The organism is Streptomyces sp. MMCC 100, assembly GCF_041538145.2.
Classification (GTDB): Bacteria; Actinomycetota; Actinomycetes; order Streptomycetales; family Streptomycetaceae; genus Streptomyces.
Genome location: NZ_JBGORK020000001.1, coordinates 6,284,375 through 6,303,999 on the forward strand (window position 1 = coordinate 6,284,375; position 19,625 = coordinate 6,303,999).

Sequence of the window (19,625 nt, forward strand, 5' to 3'; positions counted from 1 at the left end):
CTCAGACCCCGTCCGCGGCCTTCCCCGGGGCGACGACCCGCTTCTCCGCCCTTTTCCAGGCGGCCTTCTCCGACCGGTACGCGAAGCGGTCCCGTGCGCGCTTGCCGCGCCGCTCGAGCGGCACCTGTCCGTGCGCCGCCGCGAGCCCGAACGCGGGCATGTCGGCGTAGACCGACTCGTACGACCCCTCGGGGACGACGTACGCCTCGTGCCACAGCCCCACGTGTCCGCGCACCTTGCCCTTGCGCTCCTTGCGGTTGATGATCGCCCACGCCCGGTGGTGGAACATGTCGGGCGAGTGTGCGTACCGGTAGAGCTTCTCCTTGGACTCCCAGTACTGGACGACGTAGTACGTCCGCGGCGAGGCCGTCAGCAGGACGTGGCTCAGGAGCCCGCGCTCCGGGTCCTGCGCCAACTCCCGGAGCATGCGCGGCATGGCGAGGAGGACCGGCAGCCAGTGGTGCACGGCCCAGAAGCGGTTGATCCGCATGCCGATGAGCAGGACGGTCACGTCCCCCTCGGCGGCAGCGGTGGTGCGGGTCGCGGTCGCGGTCTTCCCCGGCATGACGCCTCCCCGTGTTGGTGAGCTGCACTGTCCAAGCGGTACTGCTTAGATAGTGGCGCTATCCGAAGGAGGGTGCAAGGGATGCGACTGGCCGACCTGAGCAACCGCAGCGGGGTGTCCACCGCGACGATCAAGTACTACCTGCGGGAAGGGCTGTTGCCGCCGGGCCGGCAGATCAACGCGACCACCGCCGAGTACGACGAGGGTCATCTGCGCCGGCTGCGGCTGGTGCGGGCGCTGATCCAGGTCGGCAAGGTGCCGGTGGCGACGGCCCGGGAGGTCCTGGGGCACGTCGACGACGAGTCGCTGGGCCGCACGATCCGGCTGGGGGCGGCCCTGTGGGCGCTGCCGCAGGACGCCGAGCCGGACGAGGCGGACCCGGCGGTGGCCGCCGCGCGGACCGAGGTGGACCGCCTGCTGGAGCTGCTGGGCTGGGAGACCTCCCGGGAGATGGCTCCGCTCTCCCCCGTGCACCGCTCCCTGGTGGTGGCGGTGGCCGCGCTGCGCCGCCTCGACTATCCGTGGGACGCGGAACTGATGGCGCCCTACGGCGAGTTGATGATGGAGGTGGCCCGTCGGGAACTGGACTTCATGGAGACCCACGCCTCGGAGGCCGAGCAGGTCGAGATGGCGGTCGCGTCGGCGGTGCTCTTCCAGCCTGTGCTGCGGGCCCTGCACCGGCTGGCTCAGGAGGAGGAGTCGGCGCGCCGGTACGGCATCGATTGAACGCCCAAGGGGGCTTCCGCCTCAGCGGAAGCCCCCTTGGGACTCATGTACCCCCGACCGGATTCGAACCGGCGCTACCGCCTTGAGAGGGCGGCGTGCTAGGCCGCTACACAACGGGGGCGTGGATCTTGCAAGCGTTCGATACTGCATCGCCGCAGATCCGAGCTGGTCTACCAGGACTCGAACCTAGACTAACTGAACCAGAATCAGTCGTGCTGCCAATTACACCATAGACCAATGTGGTTTAGACCAGTTCGTACCCCCGACCGGATTCGAACCGGCGCTACCGCCTTGAGAGGGCGGCGTGCTAGGCCGCTACACAACGGGGGCCCTAGCGATCCTGCATCGAGAGCAGCGGGAGCTACCCGGACTGCCCTCGCGGGAAGGATCTGTACCCCCGACCGGATTCGAACCGGCGCTACCGCCTTGAGAGGGCGGCGTGCTAGGCCGCTACACAACGGGGGCCTTGCGGATGTGCTCCGCGGCGCAGATAAGCTCTGCGAGCTGGCCTACCAGGACTCGAACCTAGACTAACTGAACCAGAATCAGTCGTGCTGCCAATTACACCATAGGCCACTGGAACGCAAGCCCCGGAGGGTTCTTGTTCTAGCGTTGCGCTTCCGGTTCCCGGCCCTTCGGCCCGCTCTCCGGCGGCGCAGGAAGAACATTACCCGAAGGTGGACGGGGCTCCAAAACGGGTATCGGCGCCGAGGAGCGCGGGAAGTTCGGAGAGCGAGGCGATACGGCGCGGCCCGGCCGGCGGGTCGACGGTCGCGTACACGCCGCCCCGGTCGATCCACACGGAGAGCAGCCCGGCGTCGGCGGCGCCGCGTCCGTCGATCTCCGGGTGATCCCCGACGTAGGCGACGTCGGACGGGGCGAGACCGAGGGCGTCGCAGGCCGCGAGGAAGGCCCCGGCCTCCGGCTTGGAGACGCCCAGCTCGGCGGCGCACAGGATGGCCTCGAAACGGTCGTGCACGCCGAGGACGCGCAGCTTGCGGTCCTGGACAGTGAGGCTGGAGTTCGAGAGCACGGCGTGCCGGTGGCTGTCGGCGAGGGCGTCCAGGACGGGCATCACGTCCGGGAAGAGGGACCAGGCGGCCTCGTAGTGCGTGACGTAGCGCTGGAACCAGTCGTCGGCCTCGGCGTCCGTCAGCTCCGGCCGGCCCAGGAAGACCCGGGTGCGGTCGCGCCGCTGTGTGACGAAGTCCACCTCGCCCGCGGCGAAGCGCGCCCACTGCTGGTCGGTGATCTCCCGCCAGCGCACGAGGGCTTCCTCGGCCGACCCGTACCCGGCAAGGAGCCCTTCGGCGACCAGGTGGGCGCGCATGCCTTCACGGTCGGCGGTGGTGTAGTCGAAGAGCGTGTCGTCGACGTCCCAGACCACGGCTTTGATCGGCATGCGGCCCAGCCTAGGCGGCGTCGGCGCGGAGCGGGGAGCGGACGGCGGGCAGGGCGGCCGAGGCATCGGCCGGGCGAGCGGGCCGGGCGAGCGGCCGCCTATTGGGCGGCGAGGCCCTCGATCTCGACCAGCATCCGCGGGTCGGACAGGGCCCGGACCTCGGCCAGCAGGCTGGCGGGGCGGCAGTCGGCGGCGGCCAGTTCGTCCAGTACGGCGTCGTAGTGGGCCGTGACCGCCTCGATGTCAACGGTGAAGATCCGGATCTGGACGAGGTCGCTCAGGGCGAACCCGGCCCTCTCCAGCGTCTCCCCCAGGCGCCGGAAGGTCAGCCGGATCTGGCCGCGGACGTCGCCCACGGCGGCGATGCCGCCCTCGTCGTCCCGGGCCTCGTGCCCGGCGACCACGAGCCAGCGCCGGGGCTGTTCGACGAGTACGGCCCGGTTGTAGGCCAGGCGGTCCCCGAAGAAGCGTGGGTCGATGTCCTCGCGGCGCATGCCGTCAGTCTGCGGGGGCCGCGCCGACGGTGCCGGTCGGAGGGACCCGGGCGGGGTACGGAAAGGGCGGCGCCCCATGCGGACGCCGCCCTTCACACGTGCTGCCGGTTACGCCGCGAGCCGCGCCAGCGCCGCGTCGATCCGGGCCAGCGCCTTCTCCTTGCCCAGGACCTCCAGGGACTCGAAGAGGGGCAGGCCGACCGTGCGGCCGGTGACGGCGACGCGGACGGGGGCCTGGGCCTTGCCGAGCTTGAGGCCGTGGGCCTCGCCGGCGGCCAGGACGGCCTCCTTGAGGGACTCCGGGGAGCTCCAGTCGGCGGCGTCCAGCTTCTCGCGGGCCGTGCGCAGGAGCGCGTCCGAGCCCTCCTTCATCGCCTTGGCCCAGCTCGCCTCGTCGAAGACCGGCTCCGGCAGGAACAGGAAGTCGACGTTGTCGGTGATCTCGGAGAGGACCTTCAGGCGGGTCTGCGCGTGCGGCGCGATCGCCTGCCACTTGGCCTCGTCGAAGTCCTCGGGCGCCCAGGGGGCGGCGGGGGCCTTCAGCCAGGGGCGGCAGCGCTCGGTGAAGTCCTTGGTCTCCAGGAGGCGGATGTGGTCGGCGTTGATCGCCTCGCACTTCTTCAGGTCGAAGCGCGCCGGGTTGGGCTGCACGTCGGAGATGTCGAAGGCGGCGACCATCTCGGCGATCGTGAAGATGTCCTGGTCGGCGGAGAGCGACCAGCCGAGGAGGGAGAGGTAGTTGAGCAGGCCCTCGGGGAGGAAGCCGCGCTCGCGGTAGAGGTTGAGGCTCGACTGCGGGTCGCGCTTGGAGAGCTTCTTGTTGCCCTCGCCCATGACGTACGGCAGGTGGCCGAAGGCGGGGATCTCCTTGGCGACGCCCAGCTCGATCAGCGCCTTGTACAGGGCGATCTGGCGCGGGGTGGAGGAGAGCAGGTCCTCGCCGCGCAGGACGTGGGTGATCTCCATCAGGGCGTCGTCGACCGGGTTGACGAGCGTGTAGAGCGGCGCGCCGTTGGCACGGACGATGCCGTAGTCCGGGACGTTCTCCGGGAGGTAGGTGATCTCGCCGCGGACCAGGTCCGTGAAGGTGAGCGCCTCGTCGGGCATCCGGAAGCGGACGATGGGCTCGCGGCCCTCGGCCCGGTAGGTCTCGACCTGCTCGTCGGTCAGCTCGCGGCAGTGGCCGTCGTACCCGGAGGGCTTGCCGGCGGCGCGGGCGGCCTCGCGGCGGGTGTCCAGCTCCTCCTGGGAGCAGTAGCAGCGGTAGGCGTGGCCGGCGTCCAGGAGCTTCTGGGCGACGTCCTGGTAGATGTCCATGCGCTGCGACTGGCGGTAGGGCGCGTGCGGGCCGCCGACCTCGGGGCCCTCGTCCCAGTCGAAGCCCAGCCAGCGCATCGAGTCGAGGAGCTGGTTGTACGACTCCTCGGAGTCGCGGGCCGCGTCGGTGTCCTCGATGCGGAAGACCAGCGTGCCCTGGTGGTGGCGCGCGAAGGCCCAGTTGAACAGGGCGGTGCGGACCAGGCCCACGTGGGGGTTGCCGGTGGGGGACGGACAGAAACGGACGCGTACGGGGGAGCCGGGTGCGCTAGCCACGCTTGACAACCTTGTTGGTGAGAGTGCCGATGCCTTCGATGGTGACGGCGACCTCGTCGCCGACGTTGAGGGGGCCGACGCCGGCCGGGGTGCCCGTGAGGATCACGTCACCGGGGAGCAGCGTCATCGCCTCGGAGATGTTGACGATCAGATCCTCGATGGAGTGGATCATCTCGCTGGTGCGGCCGAGCTGGCGCTGGCCGCCGTTGACCGTGAGCTGGATCGTCAGGTCGGACGGGTCCAGGTCGGTCTCCACCCAGGGGCCGAGCGGGCAGGAGGAGTCGAAGCCCTTGGCCCTGGCCCACTGCTTCTCGCGGCGCTGGACGTCGCGGGCGGTGATGTCGTTGGCGCAGGTGTAGCCGAAGATCACGTCCTTGACGCGCTCGCGCGGGACCTCGCGGCACATGCGGCCGATGACGACGGCCAGTTCGGCCTCGTGGTGCAGTTCCTCGGTGAAGGAGGGGTACTGGACGGCGTCCCCGGGGCCGATCACGGAGGTGGACGGCTTGAAGAAGGCGAACGGGGCGTCGGGCACCTCGTTGCCGAGTTCCCGGGCGTGCTCGGCGTAATTGCGGCCGAAGGCGACGACCTTGTTGGGGAGTACCGGCGGCAGGAGCCGCACCTTGCTCAGGGGCACCTTGGTGCCGGAGAGCTCGTAGTCCGCGAACGGGATGCCCTTGATGATGTCGAGGACGAGCTGGTCCGGCTGGTCGCCCTCGACCGCGCCGAAGGCGACGTTCCCGTCGATGGAGAACCTGGCGATGCGCACGGGTTGCTTGGCCCCTTGACTGAGCTGGCTGAAGTCTGACGCTCCAGGCTATCGCGGTGGGCCTGAACCGCCGGGCAAGCCCTCAGGGGCCGGGGCCGCCGCTGAACGTCCGGCGGCCGGGTGTCGTACTACTCTGCGACCGACGCCGCGACCGGGGCCTCCATGAGGATCGTGCGGCGGGGGTTGGCGGTCTGGGTGGGGAGCTCGACGGCGTGCTCCGGCTGCTCCGGCGTCTGCAGGTCGTCGGCGTCCTTCAGGTGCGCCAGCGTCGTGCGCCGCGGGTTGGCGATCTTGTGGAACATCATCGTCGTCTTCACGGTTGTTCGAGGCCCTGTCGTGTCCGGGCGCCCGAGGGGCGTGGAAAGCCCCTGCGAGGGCGCGGGTTGTCGGTTTTGCCTTCTCTGTAAAGCGTCAGGCTAAACACGCGATTCCCCGTCAACCGTGGGGGAGTCCACGATCCGGGTGTGAGTTTGCTCACTTATCAAGGGTCAAACCGGTCAATTGCGACGCCAGCGCCACTCCGACTAAACCGACATTGCACACCTGAAGCCATCATTCCGCTGCTGATCATGTCGACTGGGACACCCCCTTCACCTCGACGACTCGCGTACATACGTCCGGTTTGCGGGTGATCATCTTCTACGTCAGGTGACTCGCCCCTCACGTGCTGTCACCTATCTCACGGCCTGCCCCACGGGCCTTGTTGGAGATCCTGCACTGTGCTGGAATTCCACGGACCGCCGCAGGATCGAGCCGGCGCACAGGGGGCGCACACCAGCGCCGAGCGGCGGCGAGAAGGGGGAACCAGCGCCGGTCACTCACGACCAACACAGGGGCGTATTCAGGGCGCCCCCATGACGCCGACACCGTGCCCAGCCGTTCACGCGGAGGGGCGCCTGGTCCAGAGGTTGCGACGCTAGTGCAGGGACGTTTCAAGAGGGATGGCAGCGCTTCGGCGGAGCCGGAGCCGCAGGGCGGGACTGGCCCCAAGGCCGTCAGCTCCTCGCCCCAGCACGCCCAGAACCCGGGCCAGACCCAGCCCGGCGACAGCGGGGAGCGCGCCGGTCAGGCGGCGGACTCGTCCGCACCCGGCCAGCAGCCGCCCGCGAAGCCGGCCAAGGGCTCGACCGGCCCCGGCCCGCGAATAGCCCTGCGCAACTGGCGGATCTCCACCCGTCTGGTCTCGCTGCTGGCGCTTCCGGTGGTCGCGGCGACCTCGCTGGGCGCGTTGCGCATCAACCAGTCGATCGACGACATCGAGCAGCTCGAGAACATGAAGCTGCTCACCGAGATGACCAAGCAGGCCACTGAGCTGGCTCACGCGCTCCAGGAGGAGCGCGACCAGTCCGCCGGCCCCCTGGCCCACGGCTCGAAGTCGAGCGCGATCGCCGTCAAGGGCGACCGCGAGCAGACCGACCGGGCCCTGAAGAACTTCCTCGACAAGTCCGAGCAGATCGACGCGGCGAGCAAGGACGGCAGGCTGGTCGGTGTCCGCGACAGCCTCGTCGGCATCGCGAGCGACCTGAACGACCTGACCAAGATCCGCAGCACGGCGTACACGGCGAAGGACAACTCGACCCAGACGGTCGAGTCCTACCACCGCCTGATCACCCACCTGCTCGACCTCTCGCAGGACATGGCGGAGGCGACCAGCAACTCCGACATGATCCAGCGCACGCGCGCCCTGTCGGCCTTCTCCTCGGCCAAGGAGTACGCGTCCATCCAGCGCGCGGTCCTCGCCGCGGCACTCCCCGCGAACAACACCGACAAGAGCGATCTCGCCGAGAACGACCGGCTGTACGCCCAGTCCGCGTTGCAGAGCCAGACCTCCGAGGTCCGCAGCTTCAGCAGCATCTACGGCGACGGCGCGGAGGACCTGCTCAAGCCGATCACCGAGGGCAACCCGGTCATCGAGGCGTCCGACCAGTACGCGGGCCGCGCCCTCAGCAAGGCCCATGGCCTGGAGAGCCTGAAGTCCCGGTCCTACCAGGACTGGCTGGACGACAGCTCCACCAAGATCCAGCAGATGAAGAACATCGAGCTGAAGCTGCTGGAGGACATGGAGCAGCAGGCTCGCGAGCTGCGCAACGAGTCCGAGCAAGAGGCCATCATCTCCGGTGTCCTCATCCTGCTCGTGCTCGGCGTCTCCCTGGTCGGCGCGTTCGTCGTGGCCCGGTCCATGATCCGCTCGCTGCGCCGCCTGGAGGACACCGCGACCCGGGTCGCCCAGGACCGCCTGCCCGAGCTCGTCAAGCAGCTCTCCGAGACCGACCCGCAGGACGTCGACACCTCGGTGGAGTCGGTCGGTGTGCACTCCCGGGACGAGATCGGCCGAGTGGCCGCGGCCTTCGACGACGTGCACCGCGAGGCGGTCCGCCTCGCCGCCGAGCAGGCCCTGCTGCGGGGCAACGTCAACGCGATGTTCACCAACCTCTCGCGCCGCTCCCAGGGCCTGATCCAGCGCCAGCTGTCGCTCATCTCCGAACTGGAGTCCCGCGAGGCCGACCCGGACCAGCTGTCCTCCCTGTTCAAGCTCGACCACCTCGCCACGCGCATGCGCCGTAACGGTGAGAACCTCCTCGTCCTCGCGGGTGAGGAGCCGGGCCGACGCTGGACCCGCCCGGTCCCGCTGGTCGACGTGCTCCGTGCCGCCGCCTCCGAGGTGGAGCAGTACGAGCGCATCGAGCTGGCCTCCGTGCCGAGCACCGAGGTCGCCGGCCGCGTGGTCAACGACCTCGTGCACCTGCTCGCCGAGCTGCTGGAGAACGCGACCTCGTTCTCCTCGCCGCAGACCAAGGTCAAGGTCACCGGTCACGCGCTGCCCGACGGCCGCGTGCTCATCGAGATCCACGACACCGGCATCGGCCTCTCCCCCGAGGACCTGGCCGCGATCAACGAGCGGCTCGCCTCGCCGCCCACCGTGGACGTCTCCGTCTCCCGCCGCATGGGTCTGTTCGTGGTCGGCCGCCTCTCGCAGCGCCACGGCATCCGCATCCAGCTGCGCCCGTCCGACTCCGGTGGTACGACCGCGCTGGTCATGCTGCCCGTCGACGTCGCCCAGGGCGGCCGCAAGCCGCAGCCCAAGCCCGGTCAGCCCGGCTCGGGCACCGGCGGTCCGGCCGCCGCGCAGGCGGCCGCCGGTGTCGCCGCGGCCCGCCGTGGCGGCCAGGGCGGCGGTGCCCTCGGTGGCGGTGCCTTCGGCGGTGGTGGCGGTGCGCTCGGCGCCGGTGCGCCGGGCGGGCGGCTCGGTGCCGGTCAGGGACCGCGGGCCGCACTGCCCGGGCGCGACGCGGGCGGCCGCCCGGGTGCGCCGGGTGGCGCACGCGGGCCCCAGTCCCCGGCGGTCCCGGGCCGGCAGAACCGCCCGGCTCCGGCCGGCGCGGGAGCCGGTGCCGGTCAGGCGCCCGGTGCTCCGCAGGGCCTGCAGGCCGCGGGCATGAACGCGCCGCAGGGCAACGCGCCGGCGAACAGCCCCTCGCAGGGTCAGGACATGTTCGGCGGCACCCGCACTCCCGCCGCGCCCCCGCAGCGCGGCAAGCGCGGCGCGGGCGGCGACGCCGAGCAGGGCCGTCGTCCGCAGTTGCCGCCGCGCGGCGGCCCGCGGGCGGAGCTGCCCGGCGGCAACCCGCAGCCCCGCGTGCCCAGCTGGAGCGACGAGAACGCGCAGCCGCCCGTGCCGCGCGCCTCGCTGGACGCCCCGCGCGGCCACGACGAGCCGGACAGCTCCCGCACCGACCTGCCCCCGCGCCTCGACGAGAGGCAGGGCCCGGGCTCGACCGCGGAGATGCCGGTGGTGCCCCGGTTCGGCGAGCCCCAGTCCCCCGCCGCCACGGCCGAGTTCGCCCGCCCCGACTTCGACGCCCCGGCGCCGCGACGGGACGAGCCGCAGAACACGGGCCAGTTCGCCCAGCCCGGCCAGAACCAGTACGACGGCCGGAACCAGTACCAGGACCAGTTCGGTCAGGACCAGTTCGGTCAGAGTCAGTACGCTCAGGACCAGTTCGGTCAGGATCAGTACGGTCAGGGCGCGCCCGGCCAGGGCCAGTACGACGGGGACCGGTCCGGCCAGGACGCCCCGCAGAACGACCAGTTCGCGCGGCCCGAGCCGGCCGCCCCGCAGCAGGGCGGCGGACCCTTCGTCCGCTCGGACGTCTTCGGCGGGCAGCCCGCCCAGGCGGCCCCGAACAACCCGGCCCCGGCGGACCGGTTCGCCGGCGCCCAGGGCTACGACAACGGCTCGACCGGGCAGCACGACCTGCCGGCCCGTCAGAACCCGGCGGCCACCGGACAGTTCGAGCGTCCCCAGGTGGGCGGCGCGCAGGGCGGGAACGACTTCGGCGCCCCGCGTCCGCCGGCCCCGCAGCGGCCGGTCGCGCCGGAGCCCGTGGGCCAGAACACCAACGGCACTCCCCCGCAGCGGCCCGGAGACGGATGGGCCCTGCCCCCGGCCTCCGGTCCCGGTGACGGACGTACGCCGCTGTACGACACGCTGGAGACCAACTGGTTCCACGGGGACCGCGAGGCGAGGGCGCCGCAGGCCGCCCCGGCCGCGTCCCCGGAGCCGCAGGCTCCCCAGCCCCAGACCCCGGCGGCCCCCCAGCGGCCGGCCACCTCGGCCTGGCGCAGCTCGCCGAACGACGACCTCGTCCGGCAGGCGGAGCGCGTCAGGCAGCCGGCCGCGGGCGGGGTCACCACCTCCGGCCTCCCGCGCCGGGTACCCCGGGCCAACCTCGTCCCGGGGACGGCTCAGCAGCAGTCGCACCAGAGCGGTCCGGCGGTTTCGCGTGCGCCCGACGACGTGCGCGGCCGGCTGACCAATCTCCGTCGGGGAATCGCACAGGGCCGTCAGGCCGGTACCAACCAGACCGGCAGCTACCCGCGGCCCACTCACCAGCAGGAGCGTTAGTTGAGCCCGATGAGCCAGGCGGCACAGAACCTCAACTGGTTGATCACGAATTTCGTGGACAACACCCCAGGGGTGTCCCACACCGTCGTCGTGTCCGCCGACGGACTCCTCCTGGCGATGTCGGAGGGCTTCCCTCGCGACCGCGCCGACCAGCTCGCGGCCGTCGCCTCGGGGCTGACCTCGCTGACCGCCGGGGCGTCCCGGATCTTCGAGGGCGGCAACGTGGCGCAGACGGTCGTGGAGATGGAACGGGGATTCCTCTTCCTCATGTCCGTCTCGGACGGCTCGTCCCTGGCCGTCCTGGCGCACCCGGAGTGCGACATCGGCCTCGTCGGCTACGAGATGGCGCTCCTGGTCGACCGCGCGGGCGCGGTCCTCACGCCCGACCTGCGCGCCGAACTACAAGGCAGTCTGCTCCACTGATCGGCCCCGGCACCACCCGTGTTACCAAATCACCGTCCGGCCGCCACAATCCCCCCACCGGCCTCGTCAGACGGCTTGACTGACCGACTTGCTGTCCCGCCCGGAGGATTCATGACCCCGCCCACCGCCTCTCATGATCCGTACGCGGAGCCGTACGAGGACGAGGGCGACCAGCCGCTGGTACGTCCCTACGCGATGACCGGTGGCCGGACCAGGCCGCGCTACCAGCTCGCCATCGAGGCGCTGATCAGTACGACGGCCGACCCGGCAGCGCTCATGGGGCTGCTCCCCGAGCACCAGCGGATCTGCCACTTGTGCCGCGAGGTGAAATCAGTGGCCGAGGTGTCGGCCCTGCTGGCGATGCCGCTCGGCGTGGCGCGGATCCTGGTCGCGGACCTCGCGGAGGCCGGGATGGTCGCGGTCCACCAGCCTGGCGGAGACGAGAACAACGGCGGTGCGCCGGACGTGACACTGCTCGAAAGGGTGCTCAGTGGACTTCGAAAGCTCTGACGGAGGGCGGGCGACCACCTCCGCGAAGATCGTGGTGGCCGGCGGCTTCGGCGTCGGCAAGACCACGTTCGTGGGCGCCGTCTCCGAGATCAACCCCCTGCGCACCGAGGCCGTGATGACCTCGGCCAGTGCCGGGATCGACGACCTCACGCACGCCGGGGACAAGACGACCACGACGGTCGCCATGGACTTCGGCCGCATCACGCTGGACCAGGACCTGATCCTGTACCTGTTCGGTACGCCGGGCCAGGACCGGTTCTGGTTCATGTGGGACGACCTGGTGCGCGGCGCCATCGGCGCGGTCGTGCTGTGCGACACCCGCCGGCTGGCCGACTGCTTCCCGGCCGTCGACTACTTCGAGAACAGCGGTCTGCCGTTCGTCGTAGCGCTCAACGGCTTCGACGGTCAGCAGCCGTACTCGCCGGACGAGGTGCGCGAGGCGCTGCAGATCGGCCCGGACACCCCGATCATCACGACCGACGCCCGGCACCGCGCCGACGCGAAGTCGGCGCTGATCACGCTGGTCGAGCACGCGCTGATGGCCCGCCTGCGGTAGGTCCGCCGACCGTCGCAGCCAAGTCGGCGGGGTTCTACGGCACTTGTCGTAGACGGGACGGAGCCGACTGTGTCCTTTGACACGGTCGGCTCCGCTGTTCATAACGTTTCGGCAGAGGAATCGGGTGGTACCGACACGCGACGCGGTCAGCTGGTCTCGCTGCGCGCACGAACGACCCGTCTTTTGACGGGCCTCGCTCTTTATGACCGTTTTACGTGGGGCTTACATCACGTGCAACCCCCGCGTTCCACTGTTTGGAAGAGCGCTGGTCGCCGTGCTGGAATGCCAGAACTGCCCAATGGTCAAAGACGTACTCAGCAGTAGCGCGTACTCGATGACTGACGGAGTGGGTTCTGAGACACAGCGGCACGACACAGGTGCCGACCGCCGAGAGGTTGTTGGTCGAGTGAGGCGAAGCAAGAACAGTCCCGAGCCATCGGCCCGGGGCAACTTCACCCCGCCGCCGCGCACAGCGGCGCCCGCCCCCGCCCCCGCCGCGGAACCCAAGGCCGAGCCCGCGCCGAGCGGTGGCCGTTTCACGCCGCGCAACTGGCGGGTGACCACCCGGCTGAACGCGATCCTGCTCATACCCGTGCTGGTCGGCCTCGTCATGGGCGGCTTCCAGGTGAAGAGCTCGATCGACACCTGGCAGGACGCCGAGGACGCCGAGAGCACTGCCCGCCTGGTGCAGGCCTCCCTCGGCTACGCCAACGCCCTCTACAACGAGCGCGACCTCACCGCGGCCCCGCTGCTGCAGGGCAAGGGTGACAAGGACGCCACCGTCACCAAGGCCCGCCAGGCCACCGACGAGGCGGCCGACACGTTCGACCGGGCCGCCCAGGGCATGCCCGCCAAGGCGGGACTCGAACGCCGGCTGAAGGTGTTCCGCGAGCAGGAGCCCAAGCTCCAGACGCTGCGGGCGGCCGCGTACACCTCCAAGCTCAAGGGCGTGGAGACCGAGGAGGGCTACACCGGTGTCGCCCACCCCCTGATGGAGTTCGCCAACGAGCTCGGTCTGGGTACCGGCAACATCACTTCCTACGGCCGTACCGTCTACGCGATCTCCCTGACGAAGGCGGCGCTCTCCCTGGAGCGCTCCATCGGCATGCACATGCTGATCAAGCCCGGTCCGGAGCCCGGCCACCTCGCCAGCCAGCGCGTCGCGCTCTCCTCTTACGCCTACCTGGAGCGCATCGCGGTCGAGGAGTACATCGGGGGCGGCACCGAGGCGGACGCGCAGAAGCTCGAGGACGCCGAGGCGAAGCTCAAGGAGGACGGCGCGGCCATGGCCAAGGAGGCCAAGGCCAAGGACCCGGACTACGTGCCGCCGCCGTCCAACCCGACGACGATGATCTCGGAGCTGGCCGGACTCGACTCCACGGACACCAGCGCACGTGCGGAGCTGGCCCAGCAGGGCATCACGCCGGAGAACTGGTGGGCGGTCAACACCCTCAAGTTCGACGCGTACCAGAAGATCGAGTCGGACCTGGCCGACAAGGCGGTGTCCGAGGCGTCCACGATCGCCGACGACGCCGAGCGCGACGCCTACACCACGGGTGCCGCGGTCGTGATCGCGCTGCTCGCCGCGTTCGTCCTGGCCGGCATGGTGGCCCGCCAGATGAGCCGCTCCATGCGCCAGCTGCGCAACGCCGCCTTCGGCATCGCCGAGCAGCGCCTGCCGATGCTGGTCGACCAGCTCTCCCGCACCGACCCGGGCCGGGTCGACACCCGGGTGCAGCCGATCCCGATCGCTTCGACCGACGAGATCGGCGAGGTCGCCCGCGCCTTCGACCAGGTGCACCGCGAGGCGGTCCGCCTCGCCTCCGAGCAGGCCCTGCTGCGGGGCAACATCAACGCGATCTTCACCAACCTGTCGCGCCGCAACCAGTCGCTGATCGAGGGCCAGTTGAGCCTGATCACCGACCTGGAGAACAACGAGGCGGACCCCGACCAGCTGGAGAACCTCTTCCGGCTGGACCACCTGGCCACCCGTATGCGCCGCAACGGCGAGAACCTCCTGGTCCTCGCCGGTGAGGAGCCCGGCCGCCGCTGGGACCAGCCGGTCCCGCTGGTGGACGTGCTGCGCGCCGCCTCCTCCGAGGTGGAGCAGTACGAGCGCATCGAGCTGTCCGGCGTGCCGGAGGCCGAGATCCACGGCCGTGCCGTGACCGACCTCGTGCACCTGCTCGCCGAGCTCCTGGAGAACGCCACGACGTTCTCCTCGCCGCAGACCAAGGTCCGCGTCACCGCGACCCGGCTGCCCGACGGCCGTGTGATGGTCGAGATCCACGACAAGGGCATCGGCCTGACCGCCGAGGACTTCGCGGACATCAACCACAAGCTGGCCAACCCGCCGACCGTGGACGCCGCGATCTCGCAGCGCATGGGCCTGTTCGTGGTCGGCCGGCTGTCCGACCGGCACGGCATCCGGGTCCAGTTGCGCCCCTCCGGCGAGCAGGCGGGCACCACCTCGCTGGTCATGCTCCCGGACGCCATCACCCACGGTGGTGGCGGCGGCGAGCAGCAGCCCCGCGACGAGTTCACCGTCTCGCAGATCATCCCGGAGCAGAACTTCCAGGGCGAGAGCTTCGCGCAGGTCGGCCAGCCCATGCGGACCGCCGCGGAGCTGGGCTTCGACGACAGCCGGTACTCCGAGATCCCCGACGACATCCGCGAGCTCGACCCGGTCGGCCGCTCGCTGATGCGCGAGGAGCGCCGCGCGGCCCTGGAGGCCCAGTCGCACCCGGAGCTGCCGGGTCCGGCGGACCGGGGCGACGACGGGAACTCCGAGGCCCCCGGCTTCCAGGACCAGTTCACCGGACAGCAGCCGGGCTACGACCAGCCTCTCGACGGCTACCAGCAGCAGCCGAACGGCGCGTACCAGGAGTCGCCGAACGGCGTCTACCAGGAGCCGGCGAACGGCGGGTACGACCAGCAGTCGGCGTACGCCGACCAGCAGCAGGCCTATCAGGAACCGCAGCAGGCGTCGTACGACGAGCAGTACTACGCGCCGAACGGCGGCCTGCCGGAGACCGGGGGCTACTCGCCCTTCGAGCAGCGACGCCACCAGGACGACTGGCCGCAGCAGGACGGATACCAGAACGGATATCCGGACCAGTACTCCGCGGGCGCCCCGCAGGCGCAATCCGCCCAGGCCGCTGACGTGAACGAGGCGGACCGCGTAGGCTTCGACCGTCCGGGGCCGGCCCCCTCCGCCGCCCACGAGCTGACCGACGCCGGTCTTCCCCGCCGCGGATCCACCGCGAGCGGCGCGGGCGATGCGGGGCACGTGGGCCAGGAGACGCCGGCCGCCGCACCGGGGGCGGGCGGCGAGGACACCTGGCGGTCGGCCAACGACGACCGCTGGCAGCAGGCTTCGGCGCTGCGCAGGCCCAAGGCGGGCGGGGTGACCTCCTCGGGGCTGCCGCGGCGGGTGCCCAAGGCCAACCTGGTCGAGGGCGCGGCCGAGACCACTCCCCAGGGAGGCCCCCAGGTCTCCCGCGCTCCGGAGGACGTCCGGGGCAGGCTGAGCAACCTGCGGCGCGGCGTCGAGCGAGGCCGCAACGCAGGCAGTGAAACGAACGGCCAGGACACAAGGAATGAACACCGTGGTCCTGACAGCACCTACAACCAGGAGCGTTAGTGTGAGCCCGATGAGCCAGGCGGCGCAGAACCTGAACTGGTTGATCACCAACTTCGTGGACAACACCCCGGGGGTGTCCCACACGGTGGTGGTCTCCGCCGACGGACTCCTTCTGGCGATGTCCGAAGGGTTCCCTCGCGACCGAGCCGATCAGCTCGCGGCCGTCGCCTCCGGCCTGACCTCGCTGACCGCGGGTGCCTCGCGCATCTTCGAGGGCGGCAGCGTGAACCAGACGGTTGTGGAGATGGAGCGCGGATTCCTCTTCATCATGTCCATCTCCGACGGCTCGTCCCTCGCGGTTCTCGCACACCCCGAGGCGGACATCGGTCTCATTGGGTACGAGATGGCCCTTCTGGTGGACCGTGCGGGCACGGTTCTGACCCCCGATCTGCGGGCGGAGCTCCAAGGGAGCCTTCTCAACTAAAGGACAGACGGTGCGTTTTGGCGTCCCGTGGCCGTAAAGTTTCGGGACGCGGCTCCACAGCGATGGGTGCCAGGCACAGTCGGAGGAGGAAAAAGTGGCAACACCCCCAGGTGGTCCGTCATCGGGCAACTGGTCGTACGGCCCTGGTCAGGGCCAAGGCGACGGCTCGGCGAACGGATACGGCTACCCCTCCGTGCCGAGCCACCGGCAGCCGTACGCGCCGCAGGGCCCCGGCCCTTCGCCGTACGACCAGCCGCAGGCTCCGCGCATCCAGCCCGTGCAGCCGCAGCGCCGCACCCCTGAGCCGGCGCCCGCCGGGGCGTCGAACAACCCCCTGGTGCGCCCGTACGCCATGACGGGCGGCCGCACCAGGCCCCGGTACCAGCTCGCCATCGAGGCGCTGGTGCACACCACCGCGCAGCCGCACCAGATGCAGGGCCAGCTGCCCGAGCATCAGCGGATCTGCAACCTCTGCCGGGAGATCAAGTCGGTGGCCGAGGTCTCGGCCCTCCTGACGATCCCTCTCGGCGTGGCCAGGATCCTCGTCGCCGACTTGGCGGAGGCGGGACTGGTCGCCATCCATCAGCCCGGCGGCGACGAGAGCGCCGGCGGCCAGCCAGACGTGACACTGCTCGAAAGGGTGCTCAGTGGACTTCGCAAGCTCTAGCGGCGGTCCTTCCCGCTCCACCACTTCCGCGAAGATCGTGGTGGCGGGCGGCTTCGGCGTGGGCAAGACCACGTTCGTCGGCGCTGTCTCGGAGATCAATCCGCTGCGCACCGAGGCCGTGATGACATCCGCGTCGGCGGGCATCGACGACCTCACCCACACGGGGGACAAGACGACCACGACGGTCGCCATGGACTTCGGACGCATCACACTCGACCAGGATCTGATCCTGTACCTGTTCGGTACGCCGGGCCAGGACCGGTTCTGGTTCATGTGGGACGACCTGGTGCGCGGTGCCATCGGGGCGATCGTCCTGGTCGACACGAGGCGGCTCGCCGACTGCTTCCCCGCGGTCGACTACTTCGAGAACAGCGGCCTGCCGTTCGTCATCGCGCTCAACGGCTTCGACGGGCAGCAGCCGTACAACCCGGACGAGGTCCGGGAGGCGCTGCAGATCGGCCCCGACACGCCGATCATCACGACGGACGCGCGGCATCGGGCCGACGCGAAGTCGGCGCTGATCACTCTCGTGGAGCACGCGCTGATGGCGCGGTTGCGCTAGGCGCCCACGCCGCTAGCCTGCGGGCAGTCGTGCCTCCCCCAGTGCCTTAAAGGCCTGGGAGGTGCCCCCAGGGCGGCACGGGTGGGCGCAGGCGGCACCCCGGCAGCGCCGGGTTGCGCGACGCCCCCTGCGGCCACTGGGCTGCCGGGGGCGGTTTCGTTGCCGGGTGCGGGTGCGTCGTGGCTGGTCGCGCCCACGCGGCGGAGCCGCATATCGACACAGCCCCGCGCCCCTGGGTGAGTTGCCCGGCCTCCTGTCATACGTAGAGGCCCCTCTCCTGGGCGGAGAGGGGCCTCTACGTATGGCTCAGGTCAGCGCCAGCTGTGCGGCGCCCGGAAGCCCGGCTCGCGCTCCAGGCGGCGCCAGCCCGCGCGGGCTCGGCCGCCGCCGTGGGCCGGGGCGATCTCGGCGGGGCGGGCGGCGGCGCGGGCCAGGAGGAGGGCCGTGATGGCGGCGACTTCCTCGGGCTCGGCGTGGCCCTTCTCGACGCGGATGTCGGGAGTGGACATGGAAGTGGCTCCTCGGGTCACTGCGGCGGGTTGCCGTGCTTGCGGGAGGGCAGGTCGGCGTGCTTGGTGTGGAGCATCGCCAGGGACTTGATCAGCACCTCGCGGGTCTCGGCGGGGTCGATGACGTCGTCGACCAGGCCGCGTTCGGCCGCGTAGTAGGGGTGCATCAGCTCGGACTTGTACTCCTTGACCATGCGCGCCCGCATGGCCTCGGGGTCCTCGGCGTCGGCGATCTGCCGGCGGAAGATGACGTTGGCGGCGCCCTCCGCGCCCATCACCGCGATCTCGTTGGTCGGCCAGGCGTAGGTGAGGTCGGCGCCGATGGACTGGCTGTCCATGACGATGTAAGCACCTCCGTACGCCTTGCGCAGGATGAGCGAGATCCGGGGCACGGTCGCGTTGCAGTAGGCGTAGAGGAGCTTGGCGCCGTGGCGGATGATGCCGCCGTGCTCCTGGTCGACGCCCGGCAGGAAGCCGGGTACGTCCAGAAGGGTGATGATGGGGATGTTGAAGGCGTCGCACATCTGGACGAAGCGCGTAGAGGAGCTTGGCGCCGTGGCGGATGATGCCGCCGTGCTCCTGGTCGACGCCCGGCAGGAAGCCGGGTACGTCCAGAAGGGTGATGATGGGGATGTTGAAGGCGTCGCACATCTGGACGAAGCGGGCCGCCTTCTCCGACGCCTCGATGTCCAGGACGCCGGCCAGGGCCTGCGGCTGGTTGGCGACGATGCCGACGACCTGGCCGTCGAGGCGGGCCAGGGCGCAGATGATGTTGCGGGCCCAGCGCTCGTGGATCTCCAGGTACTCGCCCTCGTCGACGAGCTCCTCGATGACCTTGGCCATGTCGTAGGGGCGGTTGCCGTCCGCCGGGACCAGGTCGAGGAGCACGTCCGAGCGGCGGTCCACGGGGTCCGAGGACTCGGCGCGGGGCGGGTTCTCCCGGTTGTTCTGCGGCAGCAGCGACAGGAGGTAGCGGACCTCGGCGAGGCAGGTCTCCTCGTCGTCGTAGGCGAAGTGGCACACGCCCGAGGTCTCGGCGTGCACGTCCGCGCCGCCCAGCCCGTTCTGCGTGATCTCCTCGCCGGTGACCGCCTTGACCACGTCCGGGCCCGTGATGAACATCTGCGAGGTGTCCCGGACCATGAACACGAAGTCCGTGAGGGCGGGGCTGTAGGCCGCGCCGCCCGCGCATGGGCCGAGCATCACGCTGATCTGCGGGATGACGCCGGACGCCCTGGTGTTGCGCTGGAAGATGCCGCCGTATCCGGCGAGCGCGCTGACGCCTTCCTGGATACGGGCGCCGGCGCCGTCGTTCAGCGACACCAGCGGTCACGCTGATCTGCGGGATGACGCCGGACGCCCTGGTGTTGCGCTGGAAGATGCCGCCGTATCCGGCGAGCGCGCTGACGCCTTCCTGGATACGGGCGCCGGCGCCGTCGTTCAGCGACACCAGCGGCGCACCCGCCGCGATGGCCATGTCCATGATCTTGTGGATCTTCGTGGCGTGCGCCTCGCCCAGCGCACCGCCGAAGATCCGGAAGTCGTGGGCGTAGACGAAGACCGTACGGCCCTCGACCGTGCCCCAGCCGGTGATCACACCGTCGGTGTACGGCTTCTTCTCCTCCAGACCGAAACCCGTCGCCCGGTGCCGCCGCAGCTGCTCGACCTCGCGGAAGGAGCCCGCGTCCAGGAGCAGCTCGATCCGCTCACGCGCCGTCAGCTTGCCCTTGGCGTGCTGCGCCGCCGTCGCCTTCTCACCCGGCCCCGCCAGCGCCCGCGCACGGATCTCGTGCAGCTCGGCCACTCGCCCCCGCGCGTCGACGGGTTCGACCGTCGTCAGGGGCATGTCGTCCACTGCTGTCATGCGAATTTCCTC

16 protein-coding genes, 5 tRNA genes and 3 pseudogenes are annotated in these 19,625 nt (G+C 70.6%); 9 read left to right on the forward strand and 15 right to left on the reverse strand.

Annotation, left to right across the window (positions count from 1 at the left end; translation table 11 throughout):
* Position 1: 1 nt before the first annotated feature.
* Positions 2 to 565 (reverse strand): DUF4188 domain-containing protein, encoded by a 564-nt coding sequence (locus ABS735_RS28950; protein ID WP_373904418.1) that lies wholly within the window; start codon positions 563 to 565, stop codon positions 2 to 4.
* Positions 566 to 646: 81 nt separating this feature from the next.
* Between ABS735_RS28950 and ABS735_RS28955 the strand changes: the two genes are divergently transcribed.
* Entirely contained in the window at positions 647 to 1,291 is a 645-nt protein-coding gene (locus ABS735_RS28955; RefSeq protein ID WP_373904419.1) for a MerR family transcriptional regulator, read from the forward strand.
* Positions 1,292 to 1,339: 48 nt separating this feature from the next.
* Here ABS735_RS28955 and ABS735_RS28960 read toward each other — a convergent pair.
* The 10 genes from ABS735_RS28960 to ABS735_RS29005 all read right to left on the reverse strand — a co-directional run bounded on the left by ABS735_RS28960 (position 1,340) and on the right by ABS735_RS29005 (position 5,866).
* Positions 1,340 to 1,412: transfer RNA gene (locus ABS735_RS28960), tRNA-Glu, on the reverse strand.
* A 44-nt stretch (positions 1,413 to 1,456) separates the two neighbouring features.
* A tRNA-Gln gene (locus ABS735_RS28965) sits at positions 1,457 to 1,528 on the reverse strand.
* A gap of 20 nt (positions 1,529 to 1,548) precedes the next feature.
* Positions 1,549 to 1,621, reverse strand: a tRNA-Glu gene (locus ABS735_RS28970).
* Positions 1,622 to 1,683: 62 nt separating this feature from the next.
* A tRNA-Glu gene (locus tag ABS735_RS28975) sits at positions 1,684 to 1,756 on the reverse strand.
* Positions 1,757 to 1,795: 39 nt separating this feature from the next.
* Positions 1,796 to 1,867, reverse strand: a tRNA-Gln gene (locus tag ABS735_RS28980).
* A 91-nt stretch (positions 1,868 to 1,958) separates the two neighbouring features.
* Complete coding sequence (locus tag ABS735_RS28985; RefSeq protein ID WP_373904420.1) at positions 1,959 to 2,693, reverse strand: HAD family hydrolase; 735 nt, start codon at positions 2,691 to 2,693, stop codon at positions 1,959 to 1,961.
* 98 nt (positions 2,694 to 2,791) lie between these two features.
* Entirely contained in the window at positions 2,792 to 3,187 is a 396-nt protein-coding gene (locus ABS735_RS28990; RefSeq protein ID WP_373904421.1) for a RidA family protein, read from the reverse strand.
* Between the two features lie 108 nt (positions 3,188 to 3,295).
* Entirely contained in the window at positions 3,296 to 4,780 is a 1,485-nt protein-coding gene (gene gltX, locus ABS735_RS28995; RefSeq protein WP_373904422.1) for a glutamate--tRNA ligase, read from the reverse strand.
* Complete coding sequence (locus tag ABS735_RS29000; RefSeq protein ID WP_102929128.1) at positions 4,773 to 5,549, reverse strand: fumarylacetoacetate hydrolase family protein; 777 nt, start codon at positions 5,547 to 5,549, stop codon at positions 4,773 to 4,775. Before ABS735_RS29000 ends, gltX begins: the two co-directional genes overlap by 8 nt.
* Before the next feature lie 128 nt (positions 5,550 to 5,677).
* Positions 5,678 to 5,866, reverse strand: coding sequence for a hypothetical protein (locus ABS735_RS29005; protein ID WP_164712657.1), 189 nt, complete (start codon positions 5,864 to 5,866; stop codon positions 5,678 to 5,680).
* Between the two features lie 602 nt (positions 5,867 to 6,468).
* Between ABS735_RS29005 and ABS735_RS29010 the strand changes: the two genes are divergently transcribed.
* From ABS735_RS29010 to ABS735_RS29045, 8 genes are all read left to right on the forward strand, one after another.
* A complete protein-coding gene (locus tag ABS735_RS29010) occupies positions 6,469 to 10,455 on the forward strand; it encodes a sensor histidine kinase (protein ID WP_373904423.1) in 3,987 nt (1,328 codons plus the stop codon).
* Positions 10,456 to 10,464: 9 nt separating this feature from the next.
* The gene (locus ABS735_RS29015) at positions 10,465 to 10,878 is read left to right on the forward strand and encodes a roadblock/LC7 domain-containing protein (protein ID WP_003973453.1); all 414 of its coding nucleotides are present in this window, start codon (positions 10,465 to 10,467) and stop codon (positions 10,876 to 10,878) included.
* Positions 10,879 to 10,989: 111 nt separating this feature from the next.
* On the forward strand, positions 10,990 to 11,388 hold the full coding sequence (locus ABS735_RS29020; protein ID WP_007387727.1) for a DUF742 domain-containing protein: 399 nt from the start codon (positions 10,990 to 10,992) through the stop codon (positions 11,386 to 11,388).
* Entirely contained in the window at positions 11,369 to 11,944 is a 576-nt protein-coding gene (locus tag ABS735_RS29025; protein ID WP_003973455.1) for a GTP-binding protein, read from the forward strand. The genes ABS735_RS29020 and ABS735_RS29025 overlap by 20 nt, the downstream gene beginning before the upstream one ends.
* 406 nt (positions 11,945 to 12,350) lie before the next feature.
* Entirely contained in the window at positions 12,351 to 15,587 is a 3,237-nt protein-coding gene (locus ABS735_RS29030; RefSeq protein ID WP_373904424.1) for a sensor histidine kinase, read from the forward strand.
* A gap of 10 nt (positions 15,588 to 15,597) precedes the next feature.
* Positions 15,598 to 16,011, forward strand: a complete 414-nt coding sequence (locus ABS735_RS29035; RefSeq protein ID WP_004983065.1) for a roadblock/LC7 domain-containing protein — start codon at positions 15,598 to 15,600, stop codon at positions 16,009 to 16,011.
* A 94-nt stretch (positions 16,012 to 16,105) separates the two neighbouring features.
* The gene (locus tag ABS735_RS29040) at positions 16,106 to 16,678 is read left to right on the forward strand and encodes a DUF742 domain-containing protein (RefSeq protein ID WP_076976478.1); all 573 of its coding nucleotides are present in this window, start codon (positions 16,106 to 16,108) and stop codon (positions 16,676 to 16,678) included.
* Positions 16,659 to 17,240, forward strand: a complete 582-nt coding sequence (locus tag ABS735_RS29045; protein ID WP_009314218.1) for a GTP-binding protein — start codon at positions 16,659 to 16,661, stop codon at positions 17,238 to 17,240. Before ABS735_RS29040 ends, ABS735_RS29045 begins: the two co-directional genes overlap by 20 nt.
* Positions 17,241 to 17,551: 311 nt before the next feature.
* On the opposite strand, the gene ABS735_RS29050 is transcribed toward ABS735_RS29045, so the two are convergent.
* From ABS735_RS29050 to ABS735_RS29065, 4 genes and pseudogenes are all read right to left on the reverse strand, one after another.
* The gene (locus tag ABS735_RS29050; protein ID WP_007387733.1) at positions 17,552 to 17,749 is read right to left on the reverse strand and encodes an acyl-CoA carboxylase epsilon subunit; all 198 of its coding nucleotides are present in this window, start codon (positions 17,747 to 17,749) and stop codon (positions 17,552 to 17,554) included.
* A gap of 17 nt (positions 17,750 to 17,766) precedes the next feature.
* Positions 17,767 to 18,171 (reverse strand): annotated as a pseudogene (locus ABS735_RS29055) (carboxyl transferase domain-containing protein); the annotation flags it as partial.
* Positions 18,172 to 18,283: 112 nt separating this feature from the next.
* Positions 18,284 to 19,078, reverse strand: a pseudogene (locus tag ABS735_RS29060) (acyl-CoA carboxylase subunit beta); the annotation flags it as partial.
* Between the two features lie 13 nt (positions 19,079 to 19,091).
* A pseudogene (locus tag ABS735_RS29065) lies at positions 19,092 to 19,595 on the reverse strand (carboxyl transferase domain-containing protein); the annotation flags it as partial.
* Between the last annotated feature and the right edge of the window lie 30 nt (positions 19,596 to 19,625).